This is a genomic window from Rhodococcus sp. NPDC055024 (assembly GCF_053608585.1).
In genome coordinates this window covers 40,875-60,111 of sequence record NZ_JBSGVT010000009.1, presented here as the reverse complement: position 1 = coordinate 60,111, position 19,237 = coordinate 40,875, and the positions used below count along the sequence as shown (strand labels likewise).

The following is a 19,237-nucleotide window of genomic DNA, read 5'->3' as shown; positions in this document are numbered from 1 at the left end:
TCAGTTCCCCTGTGCTGCAGAGCGGATGGCGGTCTCGAGGACGGTCAACGCGTCGTCGAGCAGCTCCTCGGAGATGACCAGCGGCGGGAGCAGACGGATGACGTTGCCGTAGGTACCGCAGGTGAGGATCACGACGCCGGCAGCGAGGCAGTCTGCGGCGATTTTCTTGGTGATGTCGGCGTCCGGCTCCTGTCCACCGGGCTTGACCAGCTCGATGGCGAGCATGGCGCCGCGGCCGCGAACGTCACCGATGACGTCGAGTTCCTTTGCCAGTGCATTCATTCGGCCGACGACGGTCGATTCGATGGTGCGTGCACGACCACAGAGGTCGAGCTCACGCATCTGGTCGATGGACGCCAATGCAGCGGCGCAGGCGACGGGGTTACCGCCGTAGGTGCCACCGAGGCCGCCGGGGTGGACGGCGTCGATGAGCTCGGCGCGGCCCGTGACAGCGGCGAGCGGCATGCCGCCGGCGATGCCCTTGGCGAGCGTAACCAGGTCGGGGACGATGCCCTCGTGATCGCTGGCGAACCAGGCGCCGGTACGAGCGAAGCCTGCCTGAACCTCGTCGGCGATGAAGACGACGCCGTTCTCCTTGGCCCACGCGACGAGCGTCGGGAGGAATCCTTCTGCGGGAACGATGAATCCGCCCTCGCCCTGAATCGGCTCGATGAGGATGGCGGCCGTGTTGGCAGCGCCGACCTGCTTCTCGATCATCGTGATGGCGCGCTGTGCGGCCTGCTCACCCGTGATCTTGGAGCCGTCGACATTGAGGCCCTCGCGGTACGGGTAGGACATCGGGACGCGGTAGACCTCGGGGGCGAACGGACCGAAGCCGCTCTTGTACGGCATGGACTTCGAGGTCAGTGCCATCGTGAGGTTGGTGCGGCCGTGGTACGCGTGGTCGAAGACGACGACTGCGTCGCGACCGGTTGCGTGACGGGCGATCTTGACAGCGTTCTCGACGGCTTCTGCGCCGGAGTTGAACAGCACGGAACGCTTCTCGTGGTCACCGGGGGTGAGTTCGGCGAGACGCTCGGCGACCTCGACGTAGCCCTCGTACGGAGCGACCATGAAACAGGTGTGGGTGAAGTGTGCGACCTGATCCTGAACTGCGGACACGACGGCCGGGTTGGAGGCGCCGACGCTGGTCACCGCGATACCGGCACCGAGGTCGATCAGCGAGTTGCCGTCGACGTCGACGATGACTCCGCCGTCTGCGTCGGCAACGTAGACCGGGAGGGTGGATGCGACGCCTGCGCCGACGACCTTCTTACGACGTTCGGCGAGCGCAGCCGAGCGCGGGCCCGGGAACTCCGTGACGATGCGACGCTCCTGCGGAAGCCGGTATTCGATTGCACTCATGTGACCACCCTCTCGGTTGTGTATTGCATTCGAGTATGCGACGCGCGAAGCACCGCAAGCACTGCCGAAATGGATACCTGAAGCTGCAGGGCTACTCCATATCGGCAACGACAGCTAGCCTTGATCAGGTGACGGTTCCGATCTCGTGGCTCTTGCGCCAGAAACACCTCTCACTGGCCCTGCTCACCGACCGAGCAGCCGCCACCTACCCCGTCACGTTTGCGCAGGCCACAGAGCTGACGGACCCCACACCGTGGCTTTCCGGCGGTGAGTTGGTGCTCACCACCGGGCTGGCACTGGTGGGCGCCGACGCCACCGACTACAGCGAGTACATCGACCGTCTGGCCGCCGCAGAAGTGTCGGCTCTGGGTTTCGGGACCGGCCTTTCCCATGAGAGTGTGCCCGCAGACCTGATTGCCGCCGCCCACAGCCGCGGTCTCCCCCTGCTGGAAGTGCCGTTCACGACCCCCTTCGCGGCCGTCACGCGCGCGGTGATGACTCGCCTGAGCCAGCAGGAATACGAATCGGTACTGCGCGCGGCAGAAGTACAGACACGCATCACCCGAGTTGCACTGCGCGGTGGCGTCTCTGCGATCGTGCGTGAACTGGCTACCGCCACAAAAACTTCGGTGGCGTTTGTCGGAGATCGGATCACCGCGGTGCACCCGGCAAACCAGAAGTCGTTGATCACCGAGGTTCGCGCGGTCGCGGCCACCACTCGCGATCCCAACGCTCCGGCGTCGATCTCGCAGAGCACACCCGAACGGACGTTGACACTGTCCCCCGTCGGAGTCACCGACAGTTGGCACGGATACCTCGCCATGGCAGGCGCCGGGCCCCTGAGCAACATCGACAGAGTGCTGCTCGGGCATGCTGTCTCGTTGCTCACCCTCGAACTCGAGAAGCCTGTTCGGCTACGGGCCGAGCGAACCCGACTCAATGCCATGGCTTTCGGGCTTCTGCTCGACGGCCGAATTCCCGAGGACGGCGTGCCGTCGTACCTGGACGAAGCAAGCGACACTCACGGCACCATTCGTGTCGTCCACGTGCGCGGATCCGGACTCGGACCCGTTCTCCGCGAACTCGACAACGCTCTCGCCCGGGCAGGCCGCCCGCTGTTCGCCCAATCCGAAGACGGCGCGCTGACCGTACTCCTTCGCGGAACCGACACCATCGACACAGCCAAAACGCTACTGGCGCAACTCTCCCCCACCGAGGCGAAAGCTGTGCGTGCCGGAATCAGCACCCCTCACCGCCTTCTCGATGCACCGCGCGCACTCGTTCAGGCCCGCGCCGCAGCCAACCTCACAACGGCCACGGCGCGCATTCTCGAGTTCGACGCTCTGAGCGGGTCTACGATTCTGGCGTCCGAGCCTGCCCGTGAGGCACTGATCGCCATGGCTGCGGACACCATCCCGGTGCTGACCGAACACGACCAGGCACACGGAACCGCACTGGTCGCGTCATTGCGCGCCTATCTCGAGGCAAACGGCCAATGGGAGTCGGCCGCAGCCGAACTCGGCGTTCACCGGCACACCCTCCGAGGCCGCATCGCACGCATCGAGGAACTGCTGCAATGCGACCTCGGGCAGGCCAGGGTCAGAGCTGAACTACTGCTCTCGCTACTCGCCTGGGAGGGCCGCTGAACCCTCCTCCGCGTGCACCGAAGCGAAGCTGGACGCACCGCGGACGAGTAGTTCGAGTTCGGCATCGACAGTGCAGAGGCGGGCGGTGTCCAGCGCTCCACTGCGGCTCACGCTCGACATCAAAGCCGTGAACCGGCGCACCGCCTGCGGATTGGCGGTGGTCCACAACTCGACTACGTCCGGAATACCTTCACCGAGCGCACCGGACACGAGGTCCGCGAAACGCGCCGTCAACCTGGCGTGGACGGCAGCGCTGCCCATGACCTCCCAATGCGAGGCACCGACGGCAACGTCGACGCCACCGAGAACATCGCCCAGATCGAGAGCGTCGGAGAGGTCCCGATAGATAGCAGCTGCGGCCGCGGCCGTCGTATTCTCCTGCAGTGCAATGTCCGCCAGGGCGAGCGCTCCGAAGGACGCCTCGATACGGTCGCTTGCCGACAAACCTTCTATGAGCGCCCGCACCGGAGCGGCCCATCGATCGATGTCGGCGCGCGGGTTCACGGTGAACCGGCCTGCGGCACCCGGGCGGCGCAACACCCAGCTCATCTCGGATTCCAACAACTGCTGCAAGCGATCGAGAGCCTTCAACTGTTCGGTGGCACTGAGATCGGAGTTCAGGATTTCGCGTCGAAGGTCCTCTGTGCCAAGCACTTCGCTGACCACAGCGTAGGCCAGAGCCGCTTCCGGACTGTGGACTCCGAGGTGTTCCTCGAGCCGGAACAGAACGCCGGGTCCGACGCGGTTGACCAGTTCGTCGACCACCGAGGTGATGATGATGTCGCGGCCCAACCGGTGTGCGCGGACTGCGTCCGGTGCTGCCTCGACGACGGAGAGCGGGAAGTACTGAGGAAGGCGATCGGCGAAGATCTGATTGTCCGGGACGGTCGACGCCCCCAATTCCGCCGTCAGCACGTTCTTCGATTGCGCCACCAGCACAGCAAGTTCCGGCCGAAGCAAACCCTGACCGGCACGGGCTCTGACCGCCAGCGCTTTGGCGTCCGGCAATGATTCTTCGAGACGCTTCATCGCGCCCGCCGAGACCAGGTTCTCGATCAACCGCTCGTGCTGATCGAGCAGAGCGGGAGCGCGGTGCTCGGCCAGGCTGATCGCGAGGGTCTGATCTTCACTGGCCTCGAGCACCGACGCGGCTACCTCGTCCTGAGCGGCCGCGAGCAGTTCATTGCGCGAGGTCGCGTCCAACGCTGCGAGTGCGATCTTGATGTTGACCTCACGGTCAGAGGTAGCCACGCCGGCCGCGTTGTCGATGAAGTCGGCGTTGATTCGGCCACCGCCAGCGGCATATTCGATGCGGGCACGCTGGGTGAAGCCGAGGTTGCCGCCCTCACCGACCACCGTCGCACGCAACTCGTCAGCGCTGACGCGAACTGCGTCGTTGGATGGATCAGCTGCGTCGACGTTGCTTTCGGTCGACGCTTTCACGTAGGTACCGACGCCGCCGTTCCACAACAGGTCCACCGGAGCGCACAGGATCGCTCGGATCAGTTCCTGAGGGGTCAGCTTCTCCTCGGTGATGCCGAGGGCCGCACGCGCCTCGAGCGGAAGGCGGATCGACTTCGCGCTGCGCGGCCAGACGCCACCGCCAGGCGACATCACGGTGCGATCGAAGTCGTCCCAGGACGAGCGCGGCACGGTGAAGAGCCGAGCGCGCTCGGCGAACGTCGTCTCGGTGTCGGGGTTCGGGTCGATGAAGATGTGGCGGTGATCGAATGCCGCGACCAGACGGATCTTGTGCGAGAGCAACATTCCGTTGCCGAACACGTCGCCGGACATGTCGCCGATGCCCGCGACGGTGAACGGATCGGTGTCGACGTCGAGGTCGCGCTCGGCGAAGTGGCGTCGTACCGCTACCCAGGCGCCGCGAGCGGTGATACCCATCGCCTTGTGGTCGTACCCTGCCGAACCGCCGGAAGCAAAAGCGTCGCCGAGCCAGAAACCACGCTCGACGGCGATGCCGTTCGCGACGTCCGAGAACCGTGCAGTCCCCTTGTCGGCCGCCACGACCAGGTAGGAGTCTTCACCGTCGTACTCGATCACTTCGGCCGGATGTACCGCTGCGCCGTCGGCGATGTTGTCCACCACGTCCAGCAAGCCGCGAATGAAGGTGCTGTACGACTCCTGCACCTGCGCCGGGGTCGGTGACGACGTGCCTCGAACCACGAACGCGCCCTTGGCACCAGAAGGAACGATCGGGGAATTCTTCACGCTCTGGGTCTTCATGAGGCTCAGGGCCTCTGTGCGGTAGTCCTCGTATCGATCCGACCAACGCAGGCCGCCACGGGCGACGGAGGAACTACGCAGATGAACGCCTTCGACATTGGGTGCGCTGACGTAGATCTCGCGGAAGGGAACGGTCTTCTGTGGGGTGGAGAGCAACTGTGAGTCGATCTTGAACGACGCGTACGGCAACGGGTCGCCGGACTCACCACGCAGGTACCAGTTGGTGCGCAGAGTCGCCTGCAGGAACGAACGCACGCCGCGCAAGACGCGGTCCTCGTCCAGAGTGTCTGCACCGTCGACTGATTCGTCGATGGCCGATGCCGCGGTAGCCACGGCTGTCTCACGCGATCCCGCAACGGTGGGATCGAAACGCGCGGTGAAGAGTTCGATCGCCTGTCGTACGAAGAGCGGCTTCGCTGCCAACACTCCGACGATGTAGCTCTCGGACAACCCGATACGAGCCTGAGCGAGGAAACGGCACGCAGCGCGCAGCAACTCTGCGTCGCGCCACGTGATGTCTGCTCGTCCGATCAGACTGGAGAAGGCGTCCATTCGGGTCTGGCCGGCGATGACGGCTTCGAAGGCGTCCGCCATCTTCTCCAGCGCACCACCGTCGAAAGTGCTCGGCTCGAAGGTGAAGTAGTGCGCCGAACCCAGAACGGTCGGGATCGGGCGGTGCGTCGACACTCGGAGTCCGAGGGATTCGAAGTTCTCGCACAGATCGGAGAGGGAGGGCTCTCCGGACGGCCACAGCACCACGCAGGTCAGGTCACCACTGCTCAGGTCGTCACCCTGCCGGAAGACGAGTCGCTGGCCCGCTGCTGCCAGTTCGGCGACCAGTTCGAGCGCCGGGTCACCGGGTCGATCACCGCCTGCCGGTCTCGATTCTGCAGCTACGGTCTTGGTCGCCGATGATGTGCTCGCCATTGAACACCCTCCTGGAAATTATTGGATCCGAACACTTTCCAGTGTTGCGTGGATCACCGGAAAGAGGTCGTGCCCGATAGGAGTACAAACCCCCATCGGGCACGACATTTCGGCAGTTGCGGTGAGCTCAGTCGCCCAACCTGATCGGAGCGAGTTCCTCGAACACGTCGCCGGGTCCGGGATTCTCGGTAGGCGCAGCGCCACCGAGATGGTTGACGACACCCCACACCGCGTTGATCGCGGTCTGGATCGCGCCCTCGGCCCAGCCGGCAGTCCACGACACGTCGTCACCGGCGAGGAAGATGCCGCGATGACGCGGTTCGAGATCATTCTGCACGAAGTGAGAGAACAGGCGCTCCTGGTAGCGGTAGTGCCCCGGAAGGTTCGCCTTGAATGCACCCATGAAGTCGCGCTCGGTTTCCCATGAGAGCGTCACCGGACTCGAGATGATGTGGCTGCGGAAGTCCACGCCGGGGTAGATCTCTTCGAGAGAGCGCAGCATGATGTTCATGCGCTCGGTGGCGTCGAGCGCCAGAAGCTTCAGCGAATCGTCCGACCAGGTGTACGACAAACAGATCAGGCCAGGCTTGCCCTCGCCTTGATCGAGCAGGTACGTGCCGCGACTCATACGGTCCGTCAGTGTCATCGACACCGAATCACGGCCGGTCACGGGATCCTTGTCCTTCCAGAACGGGCGGTCGACGAGTACGAACACCTTGGTCGACCCCATGTAGTGAGTGCGCTCGATCGCAGTCCAGTGGTCGATCGGGAACAGATCGTCGTCACACCTGATGTTGTTGAGCAGCATCCAACTCTGCACTGTTACAACGGCACTCGCGTAGGTGCGAATGAATCCGTCGGAGTCCGTGACGGTGATGTTGCCAGGCTCGGTACGCCGGAGTTCGGTGACGCGGGGACGTGTCTTGCCGTCGTTGAGCGAAGCGACCGTCGTACCGGCAGGCCAATGCGCCATCTGCGCCGGGGCGCGGTTCCACAACCGCATCGGCAGCTGCTGCGATCCACCCACGATGCCGCGGTGGTCGTCGTCGGCGGCCGTGATGACCACACGAAGGATTTCGAGGATCGAGTTGGGGTAGTCGGTATCCCAACCACCCGTACCGAATCCGACCTGCCCGAACACTTCCCGCATGTGGAAGGACTTGAAATGCTTCGACGCGGCGAGGAATCCGTAGAAGGTCTGGTCGTCGTAGCGCACCACGAGGTCGTTCCAGATCCGCTTGATCTCTGCGGTGTCACGGTCACGAATGGCCTGCTGCAACGGAATCAGATCCGCATGCTCTTCGAGAGTGCGCTGCCAGGCCTTTGCCACCTCGGTGTAGATCGGCGGCAGATCCTCGAGAGCGTGCGCGTAGTGGCTCTCGCCCTTGAGGTCGATGACCGTGCTGGGCGTGACCTCGGCAAGAGGATTGGGGAACTCCTCGGTCTGCAGCCCCAGTTCGTTCAGGTAGTGGAACAACGTCGTCGACGACGGTGGGAAACGCATTGCGCCCATCTCGGCGACTACTCCGGGGTGCCCGTCGAACTCGACCGACCGCATCCGGCCACCGATCTGATCGGCTTCGTAGACAATCGGTTTGAGGCCGATTTTGAGCAACTCGTAGGCCGCGATCATGCCGGAGAGGCCGCCACCGATCACGGCAACTTCGGTACCCAATGCCAGATCGGGCACCGAGCCGAGCCCCGCCGGGCTGGAGACGTAATCGTCGTACGGGAACGGGAAATCCGGCCCGAACATCGTGAGCGGCGGCTGCTTGCCGGGTTCCGAGGAACTGTCCGGAGCTACTGGGATGGTCATCTACGGTTCTCCTTGGAGACAGTTGTGACAGAACGGTCTGGATACAGATCGAGGCGTCGATCGTCGAGATGCGTATTGAGAGTGCGCGATTGCGCGACGGTGGCGGCAGCAAGATCCGCGAAGAGCAACTCCTGGCCACCCCCGGCTCTCGCCAACTCGGCACCGTCGGGTGCGATGGCGCACGTGAGCCCGCAGTAGGTCAGGTCGGTTTCGGCACCGCAGCGATTGACGTAGGTGAGAAACATCTGACTTTCGTATGCGCGGGCCGGAACCACCTGCTGCGCAATGTGTTCGTACGGAGTCATCAAACCCGTCGGCACGATCAGCCATTCGGTTCCGGCGTCGGCGTGTGCCCGAACTGCTTCGGGAAATTCCACGTCGTAGCAGATCAACAATCCGCAGCGGATGCCCTCGAAGTCGAACCCGACCACCAAGGTCTCACCTGGCCGGAAGTGCTCGCGGTCGAGCGTGCCGAACAGGTGTGTCTTGCGATAGTGCGCAAGCGAAGTGCCGTCGCTGCCCACCACCTGCACGCTGTTGTAGACATCTCCCCCGTCGAGTTCGGGATAGCCGTAGACGACTGCGATGCCCGCGCTGCGAGCAATCGCGGCGACGGAATCGAAGATCGGGCCGTCTGCCGGCTCCGCACGCAGCGACACCAGTTCGCCGATGTCGTAGCCGGTTGCGGACATCTCCGGCGTCAGGAGGATCTTCGCCCCGGACGCAGCAGCCTCACGGGCTGCCGTATCGATCGCAGCGAGGTTGAACTCCACCGACGCAAAGGTGTCCGGTGTGGTGAGCGGACCTTGAAACAGGCCAACTCGGACAGAATCGACATGCATGGTTCGCTCCTTCAGGAGTTCCGTGACGCCAATTTTCGACGGTGCGTGTGACGGGGACAACTACCAGCGTGACTGGTGCCGCCAATCATGTCAACTCTTGTTTCCTAACAATCAACATTTACACGTTCGAGCCTCACGAAGACGGAGCGCGGGGCCCTTCTGGCAACGCCGGATTCAGGACCCACAGAACCTTCGCCAGAACCGCGCCTTCGGCCTGAAAACTGTGATTGTGCGTAGGCGTGAACGTGAAGGAATCGCCCGCCGCGAGCACGACATCCTCAGCATCGACGGCCTCACCGTTCGGATCCGTCCGACCGCCCTCGAACGAGACCCGCAGGCCACCCTCGAGCACGTGTACGAAGTTCACGTCGATCGGCAGACTGTAGAACTCCTGACCACTTCCGCCGCCTGGTTCGAGCTCGCCGAGCAGCACCTGGATCCGACGCTCGTTGGTAGGCGTGAGCAGGTACTCTGTCATCTTTTCGCCACCGAAGCTGATTTGCGGCATGGCGTCGGCGCGGACTACTTCACCGGCGGACGCATTCTCGAACAGAGATCCGACGGGGATCTCGAGCACCGCGCACACCTTGATCAGGGTCGCCACCGACGCGTTGACGTGATCGCGCTCGAGTTTCGAGAGATACCCCTTGGTCACACCACAGGCCTCGGCCAGGTCGTCGAGGGTCAATCGCTTCGACTGACGTGCCGCCTTGAGCCTCGCCCCGATGCGCGGACCGACCGGCTCGACCGCTTCCTTCGCCTTGGCCACTGAACCCACTCCTTCACGACCGCCGTGTCCCTTTCAGGAAACAGGGGTTGACAACCGAGCCTCTTGAAGAAACCATACTTGCTCAGAAAGCTACATCACTGAAGGGCGCCCGGTGTGCGCCGAATCGAGAGCAGGGACCTCTGCACATGGCTACCAACAACCCCGGATCGTTCATCGGACCCGTCGACGCCACGCGCGTCCCCCGCTACGCCGAGCCGACCACTTTTGCGCGTCTGCCGCGCCTGGACGAGGTCTCGCGCGCAGACGTGACGATTCTCGGCATTCCTTTCGATTCGGGTGTCAGCTACCGCCCCGGCGCTCGTTTCGGCCCGGGCCACATCCGCGCTGCGTCGAAGCTGCTGCGTCCGTACAACCCCGCGCTCAAGGTCTCCCCCTTCGCCAACCAGCAGGTAGCCGATTTCGGCGACATCGGCGTCAACCCCTTCGACATCCAGGAAGCTCTCACGACGGTTCAGTCCGCCGTCACCGACCTGCGCGCCGACGGTTCCTCCGTGCTCACGCTCGGCGGCGACCACACCATCGCACTGCCGATCCTGCGCTCACTGGCCCGCGATCACGGCCCGATCGCCGTCCTGCACTTCGACGCTCACCTCGACACCTGGGACACCTACTTCGGTCAGCCATTCACCCACGGCACCCCCTTCCGCCGCGCCAGCGAAGAGGGCCTGATCGACATGGAGCGCTCGCAGCACATCGGTATCCGTGGACCGCTCTACAGCGAGAAGGACCTCGAAGACGACCGCGTCCTCGGCTTCCAGGTGATCCGCAGCGACGACTACGAGGTCGACGGCGTCGCCAGCATCGTCGAGCGCATGCGTAAGCGCCTCGACGGTGGGCCGGTGTACGTCTCCGTCGACATCGACGTACTCGATCCCGCCCACGCTCCGGGCACCGGAACACCCGAAGCGGGCGGCATGACCTCTCGCGAATTGTTGAACACACTGCGTGGGTTGGTGGGACTCAACGTGGTCGGCGCCGACATCGTCGAGGTAGCGCCGGCGTACGACCACGCCGAGATCACCGGTATCGCAGCGGCTCACGTCGCCTACGAGTTGCTGTCGGTACTCGCACTCAATCGCTGAAGCAGCACAACGGTATCCGTGGTGTGATGCATCTCGGGGGTCGCGGGGAGATCACGTTCCCGCGACTCCGAGACCAGCACCTTCCACCCATCGGTGAACAGCGACTCCACATATTCCGGGGTATGCAGCATGGCCCGATGATGCTCGGTGGGCGACTCGTGGGGCGAGTGGCCCACGATCAGAAGATGCCCATCCGGCGCGACCAGATCACCGAGCGCCCGGAACAATTCCCCGCGCGCGGGTTCGAGCATGTGGAAGAACTGCGCAGACACCAGATCGAACGAACGACCCTGCGGATCCCACTTCGTCAGATCGGCTTCCAGCCATTCGATGTCGACGCCCTCGCCCTCGACGTGAGCCTGGGCGCGACCGAGCGCAACCGACGAGATGTCGGTGCCGGTGACCTTCCACCCGCGACGCGCCAACCACAAAGCGTCGGCACCTTCACCGCAACCGACGTCCAGTGCGGTGCCCGGCTCGAGGTCGGAGGCCTCGGCAATCAACTGCGGGTTGGGGTTTCCGCTCCAACGTGCTGGGCGTTCTTCGTACAGCGAGTTCCAGAATTGTGCGTCCGCCTTGGCGTACGGATTCTCGGTGGTATCGGAGTTTTCGTGGTGAGTGTGGTGTTCGTGGCTCATTCATCCAGGATGAACATCTCCCGCAATTCACGCAACAATCTTTGCTGAAACAGCAATTCCTTCATTTCGACGCTCTGCTAACGTCACGCGTTGTGGCCGGTGGATTTCCCGTGTTTCGCCTGTACTGCACGTCAGCGGGCTCACACGTTTTGTGTTGTGCGCATCTCCCCGAGTTCAGCGGTTCGAACCCGGACGAAGAGTTCAGCACCCAGCAGAGTTTCGACCGCACAGTCGAGAAGATTCTGCGCGAGGCATCCTTCGATCCGACGACCTTGACCTGGGTCGGCGAGCAGCAGGGCTATCCCGTCGGAGACCGACTGCTCGATACGACAGTTCCGCGTACCGGAACCGTCTCGTACGCGTTCCAAGAAGCCGGACCGCCGTGGATCGTTCTCGGCCTCGATGTTTCGGCGGACGAATTCTGGTCCGAGATCGACGACGACGAAGATCTCCGCGGTCTCGGCCCGATCGCCCCGGCGACCTCGGTTCCGGCCGTAGTACTCACGGAGACCGGGTGGCCACATCGAAGTGCCCTCGACTCCCCCTGAACTGAGCCAGAACTCCAGCCTTCGTGAAATCGAACAAAAATCTGCCGGATTTTCGTGAGGATCAACCGAGATGCCCGTCACGTCCTACGCCAAGATTTAGCGGTCACACTCGACTGCGCCCTCACGATTCACTCCCGGGCCCCGGCTCCTTCACGGAGGCACAATGAAACACCGCTCCTATTCGACGCTTGCCGCGACCGCGGGGCTCGCGCTCGTGTTGTCGGCTTGCAGCTCGGGAGGCACGTCCTCGGGCTCCGGCGGCGGTGAGCCTCTGACAGACGGAACCTTCCGGTACGCGTTGCAAGGCGATCCGGGTGCACTCAACCCGATCATGTCCGGCTCCCAGGCAACCGCGGAAATTTCGAAGCTGGCGTACGACTCCCTGGTCTACCAGGATCCTGAAACCAGTGAATTCAAACCATGGTTGGCCGAGAAGTGGGAAGAAACGCCGACCTCCGCGTCCTTCACCATTCGTGAAGGCGTGACCTGTACCGACGGGTCGACGCTGACTGCACAGACCGTCGCGAACAACATCAACTTCGTCGCCGATCCGGCCAAGGGTTCACAACAACGTGGCACCACAGTTCCCATCGGCGCTTCGGCCACTGCCGATCTCGCCACCCGCACCATCACGGTAACCACTCCGGCGCCGACCCCGTTTCTTCTCCTCACTATCAGTCGCCTCCCGATCATGTGCGATGCCGGACTCGAGGATCCGACCGCCTCGAACAACAAGTCCCTGGGCTCCGGCATGTTCGAAGTCACCGAAGTCTCGGCCAACGACCACTACACGTTCGAGCGTCGTGACGGCTACAGCTGGGGCCCCGACGACACCACCTCCGATACACCGGGCGTCCCAAAGACGGTCATTGCTGTCATGGCACCCAATGTCAGCACCGCAGCAAACCAGCTTCTCTCGGGCGAACTGAGCGCATCTCCGATCGCCGGTCCGGACAAGGATCGCATCGCTGCCGCCAATTTCGACTCGGTCCAGCGCCCACTTCCCGCCGGTCAGATGTACTTCAATCAGATTGCGGATAATCCGACCAGTGATCCCGCCGTTCGAAAAGCTCTAGTCCAGGCCGTCAATCTCGACGATCTCGCTGAAGTGATCACTGGCGGCCAAGGCACCCGCGCAACAAGTCTTGTCTCCGTCGAACCCCGCGCCTGCGTGTACGACTCTGTCGCAGGCAACATTCCGGACTTCGACCTCAGCGCAGCAAAGGCAACACTGGACGCGGCCGGTTGGACCGCCGGCTCTGACGGCAAGCGAAGCAAGGACGGAAAGCCGCTGACCCTCCGCCTCTTCTACGCTGCCGGCGAAGATGCGCGCAGCGCAGCAGCCGAACTCACTCAGACGGCATGGTCCGACCTCGGCGCGACCGTCGAGGTGACAGGAGCCGACCAGACCAAGGTCGTCGACGTCATGCTCAGCGGCAAGGACAACAACCAGTGGGACATCGCGTGGATCCAGATCAACAACTCGGTTCCCAGCGGGTTCGTCCCGTTCTTCTCCGGTCCTGCTCCGGCAGCAGGTAAGAATTTCTCTTCGATCAACAACCCCGCCTACGAAGCAGCCGTTGCCAAGGCCTCCGGCTTGACCGGCGACGCAGCATGCGCGGAGTGGGCGGACGCCGAGTCGCAGATCACCAAAACGGTGTCCGCAGTCCCGTTTGCCGATACGGTCTTGAGCTTCTACTTCAACAAGGCCGGACTCGCATTCGGCAAGACCTTCATCGGTTCCGCACTGCGTCTCTACCAGTAACCGATCGATCGAACTCTAAGCGGCAACGAGATACGTCAGATCACTGCGATCTGACGTATCTTGTTGCCACACCGATTGTCTCGTTGTCGAGTTCGACGTAGGCGAGTTGGGGAATGCTGGGCGCCAGTTCACCGAAAGCCCACTTCGTAACGTTCTCGAATGACGGACGGAAATCGAAAATCTCCGGCCAGACACCGCTCGCCAATTGCTCGGTACATCGATCGATCGCTTCGTCCAGAGCGTCCGTGTCGACAAACCATCCACGATCTCCGAGTTGGTCGTCCTGGAACGAGAACCCCGCTCGCATCGTCACCCGAAATCCCTCGGCAGGCATCAGCGGCGGCAAATTCTTTGCGTCCCGCACGGGTGCCGGAAGCCCTTGCCTCACAGCGAATGTACGACGGATCTCGACACTGAACATGCCCACCAAGGTATCAATGTTCGTCGAGCACAGTTCTACGAGCGGACCAATCGCGCAATCGCGTCGTTCGCTTCTTTGATCTTCGCGTCCGCCTCGGGCCCACCGGCAACAGCGGCTTTGACGACGCAGTGGCCGATGTGGTCCTCGAGCAGGCCCATGGCTACCGCCTGGAGAGCCTTGGTCATCGCCGAGACCTGAGTGAGAATGTCGATGCAGTACTTGTCCTCGTCGACCATCCGCTGCAGGCCACGAGATTGACCTTCTATGCGACGCAGTCGCGCCAGGTAGTCGTCCTTGGCGGAGATGTAGCCGTGCGAATCGCTCGTGCAGCATGCATCGCCAGTCGAATCACTGCCTGGAGCACTGCCAACTTCTGTCGCTTCCGACATTCGATATCCTCCTTTTCGTCAACGCGTGATGTCGCAACAATTCTCATTTCCGGGGCGAGGTGCGGATACTCTTCGGCTTCCGTTGTCCTGCAGAGCAATCACTGCGCACATCGCCAGGCACTTCGCTACTGCACGAACAGATGGGTGCATGGCGATTGCCGATGCCCGTTTTCCCGCTGCTGCGAAACGCATTCGATCTCAGTGCCCGTGGTGCGCGTGGTTCGCATGTTCGGACACAGGTGGGGTCGCATTGTCGGCCGTCAGCGTGAATTCCGCTGTACGCACCACCCCGTCGTGTTTGAAGTCCAAGAACAATCGGTAGTCCTCGGCACTCGGCATGTTGGCGTAGAAGGTGATTGCCGGACCAGCTGGCGTAACACCGTCACCGGGATGACCGTCCGGATGCACATGGAGATATGCGAGGTCGGAGGCACGCAACGCGACCAGATGCCCGTACGCGGCAAGGTAGGGCTGCAAGTCTGTGACCGGGATTCCGTCACGACTGACCGAGAGCGTGAGCTTCGATGTCTGGCCGGCATGGGCCGCGCCTTCGAGGGAGACTGTGTATCCGTCGACCGTCGTGGCGGCAGCAGCGGCAGGCAACGGCCGGGGATCATAGGAGCCGACGACGCGTACATCCGCACTCAGCGTGATTCCGTCACCGCCGTCCGGGGTGAAGTCAGCGAAGACTCGATAGTCTCCCGAATGAGCGAAATCAACTGACACATGCCAGTTTCCGTTCTCATCCAATTCGGGATGCACGTGCTGGAACTCGGTCAGGTCCAGACCGACCACGATCAGATGCAACTGCTTGCCGTGGGTGTCCGTGTACTGAGTCAACGGAGTTCCCGCTGAATCCAGAATCCGGAATTGCAGAGGTACATTGCTGCCGACAGCCGCCTCCGACGTTGCCAATTCCAGTGTGTAGCCGTTCTTGCTGAACATCTTGCCCTCCCGAGCTTAGGTCGGCAGCACTTCCGTTGCCGTCTGCGTCAGGTTCTGCACTCCTTGGCATCGAACCTGTTGCAATTTGTACCATACCCCCCTAGGGTATGCAACGAACTACTCGAACACCCTGAATTCACTCGAAGGAGATCCGATGCGCATCTACGCAGAGCGCCGGCCGAATGAGTTCCAAGAGCAGCATTTCCCCGTGCACCCCAACGAAGCGCTGCGCCGATGTCACCCAGGCTCGCTTTCGACACTCCCTGACCACACGAGCATCACCTATACCCCGTACAGGTAAGGAACTCAGAATGTCCACACAACCGAAATCCACCCGTAAGTGGTGGGCGTTGGCGTTGATCGCCGCCGCTCAGTTCATGGTCATCATGGACACCTCGATCATCGGTGTCGCTCTCCCCCAGATGCAGAGCGATCTCGGCTTTTCCCAGGAAAGCCTGACCTGGGTCTTCAATGCGTACGTCATCGCATTCGGCGGGCTACTCCTCCTCGGCGGCCGCCTGTCCGACCTGTTCGGCGCCCGCAGAGTGTTCACCGCCGGTTGGCTGATCCTGCTGATCGGTTCCGTTGTCGCCGGTGCCGCCGGTAACGTCGCCGTCGAACTTGCAGGCCGCGCAGTTCAGGGCGCCGGTGCCGCACTCATCGCGCCATCGGCGCTCACCCTGCTGATGATGCTGTTCGGCAGCACGCAAAAGGAAATGACTAAGGCGTTGTCCATCTACGGCGCTGCCGCCCCAGCGGGCGGTACGGCCGGCGTGTTCCTCGGCGGCGTCATCACCGAATACACCAGCTGGCCTTGGGTTTTCTATCTCAACATCCCCATCGCAGTTATTGCATTGATCGCCATTCCCTTCCTGATGCCGAACGCACCGGCACGTACCGGGTCGATCGACTTCCTCGGCGCACTGGCGGTCACCGCGGGCCTCGCTGTCGGCGTCTTCGGCATCGTCAGAGCACCTGACGTCGGTTGGGGATCCGGGCAGACGTGGCTGGCGCTCGCCATGTCGGCCGCTCTGTTGGGTGCATTCGTATTGATCCAGTCCAAGCGTCGGGAGCCTCTCGTGCGTCTGGGAATCTTCAAGGCGCCCAACCTCGGTGCCGCGAACATCGCTCAGCTCGTGCTCGGCGCCGCCTGGATACCGATGTGGTTCTTCCTGAACCTGTATCTGCAGCAAGTGCTTGGATACAGCGCCTTCCCCGCCGGTGCGGCTCTGCTGCCGATGACGATCTTCGTCATGCTCGGCATGGTCGTCGTGGCACCACGGGCCATGGCGCGGTTCGGCGCGAAAGCAATGATCGTCGCCGGATTGCTGGTCCTGGGAATAGGTTTGGGTTGGATGTCGTTGATCCGGCCCACCGGCAACTTCTGGGTAGACGTGCTGCCGGCCTCGCTGGTAGCTGCGGCCGGTATGACGCTGGCGTTCATTCCTTCACTGGGTACGGCGATTTCGGCCGCACGCCCAGAGGAGGGCGGATTGGCGTCCGGCATCGTCAACGTCAGTTACCAGGTCGGCTCCGCTGTCGGTCTCGCGGTGATGACCGCGATCGCAGCAGTGTTCGGCGCTGATCAACTCGGCGACCTGACCGAGCTGACGAACGGGTTCTCCGCAGTGTTCATCGGTGCAGCCGTCATCGCAGTGGTGGGCGCGGGAATCACCGCGGTAGTGATGCGCTCGCCCAAAGTCGAAGAGTCTCGAACCGTTAAGTCCACCGTCAATTCTTGACCAACTCCGGTAGTGGGTTCGGGGGGCGATCGTCCGCCGAACCCACTACCATCGGAACCACTTAGGACAACTCATGTCACGCCTTGCACCTCTCACACCGGCCACCGCTGTCGGTACATCCAAAGACCTGCTCGCCGAGCTCGTCAACCGTCACGGACAGGTCGGCGACATGGTTGCGGCGATGGCTCATTCCCCCGCCGTGCTGGGTGGCTATCTGCAACTCAGCCGGGCAATGAAGCGAACGAAACTCAACCGCAAGATCGCAGAGCGAATCTCGATCGCCGTGCAGGTCCAGCAAGGTTGCGCTGTTTGCCTCGAAGCCCACGTTGCCGCCGCGCACGCCAACGGCGTCGAGGCGGACGAGATCGAGCGTGCCCGCGCGGGCACGTCGGCCGATCCCGCCATCGCGGCAATAATCGACCTCGGACTTCGCGTCTATCGGGAACCTGCCTCGATTTCCGACGAACACATCTCGGACCTTCGAGCGTACGGCTACGGTGATCGCGAGATCGCCGACGTAGTCGGAATCGTCGCCCTCAATGTCCTGACCGGAGCTTTCAATCTTGTCGCGGGAGTGAAACCAGATGAACCGGACCGCTAGGACCGTGCCAGAACGGAACAGCATGCGTCTGTTCTTGATTCGCGACTATCGCCTGCTCTTCAGCGCCCAGATCATCGCGCTGTTCGGCACTGGGTTGGCGACGGTTGCGTTGGGTCTACTCGCCTACGAACTCGCCGGACCGAGCGCCGGGGCCGTGCTGGCCACCGCGCTGACTATCAAGATGTCCCTGTACGTCGTGATCGCTCCACTCGCGGCGGCGTACGTAGACCGGTTGCCGAGACGAGCTTTCCTCGTCGCACTCGACGTCCTTCGCGCAGCGGTAGTGATCGCCTTGCCCTTCGTCAGCGAGATCTGGCACATCTACGTGCTGGTAGGCGTTCTCCAGGCTGCGTCGGCAGCGTTCACTCCCACGTTCCAGGCGGTCATCCCGGACATCGTGACCGACGAGGCCGATTTCACCCGTGCGCTGTCGGCATCGCAGGTCGCTTACACGATGGAAAGTCTCCTCAGCCCTGTTCTTGCGGCAATCGCTCTGTCCTTCATGACATTCAACCTGTTGTTCGTCGCCACCTCCGTGGGCTTTGCCGTCTCGGCACTGCTCGTGCTGGCCACCCGAATCCCCAACGCTCGTCCCAGCACTCACCGTAAGGCGTGGGATCGGATCGCGTCGGGAGTGCGGATCTTCGTGACCACACCGCGACTGCGCGGCATCATGGCCCTCAATCTCGTGGTGGCAGCAGCCGGCTCGATCGTGGTGGTCAATACCGTCAACTACGTTCGCGACGAGCTCGGTGGAACCCAATCCGACGTGGCCTGGATGCTTGCCGCATCGGGCACCGGCACGCTGGTGACCGCTCTGCTTCTTCCACGCATTCTCGACAGAACCGCTGAACGCACCGTGATGACAGCAGGTTCCGTCGTTCTGGTCTTCAGCGCCGGCGCGGCAGCATCCCTCGCCGTGGCCGGTGTGTTCACGTGGATATTGACTGCCGCAGTGTGGGCACTCATCGGCGCCGGGATGGCCATGATCGTCACACCGACCGGAAAGGTGCTTCGGCGCTCCGTCGACCCCGCAGGTATACCGGAGGTGTTCGCGGCCCAGTTCTCGCTGTCGCATCTCGCCTGGCTTGTCACCTATCCGATCGCCGGATGGGTCGGCACGAGCGCGGGATTTGCGGTCACCTGGAGCATCCTCGCAGCGCTTGCCGCAGTGGGAGCCGTTGCAGGATTTGCACTTTGGCCCCGGGAGACAGGTGATGAATTGCCCGCCCCCACGACATACGAAACGACGCAAGGCGAATGCACCTTGGCGGCTACCCAGTGCGCCTGTGCTCGCGCCGTCTGATGACGACAAGGCTACAAAGACAGTGGTGGTGCAGACATCGCCTGCACCACCACTTCGCGCTCAGCTCACATCGGCGTACTTCCTGGGATTCGCGTCGAATCGAGGACCACATCCCCTGCAGCAGAACCAGTACCGATTGCCTTCGAAGTCACGGAACAGGCCTTCCGCTTCGG

Annotated in this window: 16 protein-coding genes; 7 read left to right on the top strand and 9 right to left on the bottom strand. The window is 62.8% G+C overall.

Annotation, left to right across the window (positions count from 1 at the left end; genetic code table 11):
- A complete protein-coding gene (gene gabT / locus ACWF6P_RS19415; RefSeq protein WP_452622124.1) occupies positions 1-1,365 on the bottom strand; it encodes a 4-aminobutyrate--2-oxoglutarate transaminase in 1,365 nt (454 codons plus the stop codon).
- A 128-nt stretch (positions 1,366-1,493) separates the two neighbouring features.
- On the opposite strand from gabT, the gene ACWF6P_RS19410 reads away from it, so the two are divergent.
- A complete protein-coding gene (locus ACWF6P_RS19410) occupies positions 1,494-3,011 on the top strand; it encodes a PucR family transcriptional regulator (protein WP_452622123.1) in 1,518 nt (505 codons plus the stop codon).
- Here ACWF6P_RS19410 and ACWF6P_RS19405 read toward each other — a convergent pair.
- From ACWF6P_RS19405 to ACWF6P_RS19390, 4 genes are all read right to left on the bottom strand, one after another.
- Positions 2,988-6,179 carry an NAD-glutamate dehydrogenase domain-containing protein gene (locus tag ACWF6P_RS19405; protein ID WP_452622122.1) on the bottom strand — a complete coding sequence of 1,064 codons (3,192 nt, stop codon included), beginning with the start codon at positions 6,177-6,179 and terminating at the stop codon, positions 2,988-2,990. The two genes, ACWF6P_RS19410 and ACWF6P_RS19405, sit on opposite strands and share 24 nt — an antisense overlap.
- Before the next feature lie 127 nt (positions 6,180-6,306).
- The gene (locus ACWF6P_RS19400; RefSeq protein ID WP_378534711.1) at positions 6,307-7,995 is read right to left on the bottom strand and encodes a flavin monoamine oxidase family protein; all 1,689 of its coding nucleotides are present in this window, start codon (positions 7,993-7,995) and stop codon (positions 6,307-6,309) included.
- Complete coding sequence (locus tag ACWF6P_RS19395; RefSeq protein WP_378534709.1) at positions 7,992-8,837, bottom strand: carbon-nitrogen hydrolase family protein; 846 nt, start codon at positions 8,835-8,837, stop codon at positions 7,992-7,994. The genes ACWF6P_RS19400 and ACWF6P_RS19395 overlap by 4 nt, the downstream gene beginning before the upstream one ends.
- Positions 8,838-8,970: 133 nt before the next feature.
- The gene (locus tag ACWF6P_RS19390; RefSeq protein WP_317551735.1) at positions 8,971-9,606 is read right to left on the bottom strand and encodes a helix-turn-helix domain-containing protein; all 636 of its coding nucleotides are present in this window, start codon (positions 9,604-9,606) and stop codon (positions 8,971-8,973) included.
- Between the two features lie 146 nt (positions 9,607-9,752).
- Here ACWF6P_RS19390 and speB point away from each other — a divergent pair, with 146 nt between their 5' ends.
- A complete protein-coding gene (gene speB / locus ACWF6P_RS19385; RefSeq protein ID WP_003941134.1) occupies positions 9,753-10,709 on the top strand; it encodes an agmatinase in 957 nt (318 codons plus the stop codon).
- Here speB and ACWF6P_RS19380 read toward each other — a convergent pair.
- Entirely contained in the window at positions 10,673-11,347 is a 675-nt protein-coding gene (locus ACWF6P_RS19380; RefSeq protein WP_378534707.1) for a class I SAM-dependent methyltransferase, read from the bottom strand. The two genes, speB and ACWF6P_RS19380, sit on opposite strands and share 37 nt — an antisense overlap.
- Before the next feature lie 110 nt (positions 11,348-11,457).
- Here ACWF6P_RS19380 and ACWF6P_RS19375 point away from each other — a divergent pair, with 110 nt between their 5' ends.
- Both ACWF6P_RS19375 and ACWF6P_RS19370 read left to right on the top strand, forming a co-directional pair.
- Complete coding sequence (locus ACWF6P_RS19375; protein ID WP_452622121.1) at positions 11,458-11,895, top strand: hypothetical protein; 438 nt, start codon at positions 11,458-11,460, stop codon at positions 11,893-11,895.
- Positions 11,896-12,058: 163 nt separating this feature from the next.
- The gene (locus ACWF6P_RS19370) at positions 12,059-13,660 is read left to right on the top strand and encodes an ABC transporter substrate-binding protein (protein ID WP_452622120.1); all 1,602 of its coding nucleotides are present in this window, start codon (positions 12,059-12,061) and stop codon (positions 13,658-13,660) included.
- A gap of 40 nt (positions 13,661-13,700) precedes the next feature.
- On the opposite strand, the gene ACWF6P_RS19365 is transcribed toward ACWF6P_RS19370, so the two are convergent.
- The 3 genes from ACWF6P_RS19365 to ACWF6P_RS19355 all read right to left on the bottom strand — a co-directional run bounded on the left by ACWF6P_RS19365 (position 13,701) and on the right by ACWF6P_RS19355 (position 15,415).
- Complete coding sequence (locus tag ACWF6P_RS19365) at positions 13,701-14,081, bottom strand: 6-carboxytetrahydropterin synthase (protein ID WP_378534701.1); 381 nt, start codon at positions 14,079-14,081, stop codon at positions 13,701-13,703.
- Between the two features lie 35 nt (positions 14,082-14,116).
- Positions 14,117-14,470: a metal-sensitive transcriptional regulator gene (locus ACWF6P_RS19360; protein ID WP_378638766.1), complete on the bottom strand. Its 354-nt coding sequence runs from the start codon at positions 14,468-14,470 to the stop codon at positions 14,117-14,119.
- A 198-nt stretch (positions 14,471-14,668) separates the two neighbouring features.
- Positions 14,669-15,415 carry a hypothetical protein gene (locus ACWF6P_RS19355; RefSeq protein WP_452622119.1) on the bottom strand — a complete coding sequence of 249 codons (747 nt, stop codon included), beginning with the start codon at positions 15,413-15,415 and terminating at the stop codon, positions 14,669-14,671.
- A 311-nt stretch (positions 15,416-15,726) separates the two neighbouring features.
- Between ACWF6P_RS19355 and ACWF6P_RS19350 the strand changes: the two genes are divergently transcribed.
- The 3 genes from ACWF6P_RS19350 to ACWF6P_RS19340 all read left to right on the top strand — a co-directional run bounded on the left by ACWF6P_RS19350 (position 15,727) and on the right by ACWF6P_RS19340 (position 19,064).
- Positions 15,727-17,157, top strand: coding sequence for an MFS transporter (locus ACWF6P_RS19350; protein WP_452622118.1), 1,431 nt, complete (start codon positions 15,727-15,729; stop codon positions 17,155-17,157).
- A gap of 73 nt (positions 17,158-17,230) precedes the next feature.
- Positions 17,231-17,758 carry a carboxymuconolactone decarboxylase family protein gene (locus tag ACWF6P_RS19345; protein WP_452622117.1) on the top strand — a complete coding sequence of 176 codons (528 nt, stop codon included), beginning with the start codon at positions 17,231-17,233 and terminating at the stop codon, positions 17,756-17,758.
- Positions 17,742-19,064, top strand: coding sequence for an MFS transporter (locus ACWF6P_RS19340; protein WP_452622116.1), 1,323 nt, complete (start codon positions 17,742-17,744; stop codon positions 19,062-19,064). Before ACWF6P_RS19345 ends, ACWF6P_RS19340 begins: the two co-directional genes overlap by 17 nt.
- The last annotated feature ends 173 nt before the right edge of the window (positions 19,065-19,237 follow it).

Coding starts and splice junctions, on each gene's coding strand:
- ACWF6P_RS19345 (WP_452622117.1), top strand. CDS start 17,231: ATGTCACGCCTTGCACCTCTCACACCGGCCACCGCTGTCGGTACATCC.
- ACWF6P_RS19355 (WP_452622119.1), bottom strand. CDS start 15,415: ATGTTCAGCAAGAACGGCTACACACTGGAATTGGCAACGTCGGAGGCG.
- ACWF6P_RS19405 (WP_452622122.1), bottom strand. CDS start 6,179: ATGGCGAGCACATCATCGGCGACCAAGACCGTAGCTGCAGAATCGAGA.
- ACWF6P_RS19365 (WP_378534701.1), bottom strand. CDS start 14,081: ATGTTCAGTGTCGAGATCCGTCGTACATTCGCTGTGAGGCAAGGGCTT.
- ACWF6P_RS19340 (WP_452622116.1), top strand. CDS start 17,742: ATGAACCGGACCGCTAGGACCGTGCCAGAACGGAACAGCATGCGTCTG.
- gabT (WP_452622124.1), bottom strand. CDS start 1,365: ATGAGTGCAATCGAATACCGGCTTCCGCAGGAGCGTCGCATCGTCACG.
- ACWF6P_RS19350 (WP_452622118.1), top strand. CDS start 15,727: ATGTCCACACAACCGAAATCCACCCGTAAGTGGTGGGCGTTGGCGTTG.
- ACWF6P_RS19395 (WP_378534709.1), bottom strand. CDS start 8,837: ATGCATGTCGATTCTGTCCGAGTTGGCCTGTTTCAAGGTCCGCTCACC.
- ACWF6P_RS19380 (WP_378534707.1), bottom strand. CDS start 11,347: ATGAGCCACGAACACCACACTCACCACGAAAACTCCGATACCACCGAG.
- ACWF6P_RS19360 (WP_378638766.1), bottom strand. CDS start 14,470: ATGTCGGAAGCGACAGAAGTTGGCAGTGCTCCAGGCAGTGATTCGACT.
- ACWF6P_RS19400 (WP_378534711.1), bottom strand. CDS start 7,995: ATGACCATCCCAGTAGCTCCGGACAGTTCCTCGGAACCCGGCAAGCAG.
- ACWF6P_RS19370 (WP_452622120.1), top strand. CDS start 12,059: ATGAAACACCGCTCCTATTCGACGCTTGCCGCGACCGCGGGGCTCGCG.
- speB (WP_003941134.1), top strand. CDS start 9,753: ATGGCTACCAACAACCCCGGATCGTTCATCGGACCCGTCGACGCCACG.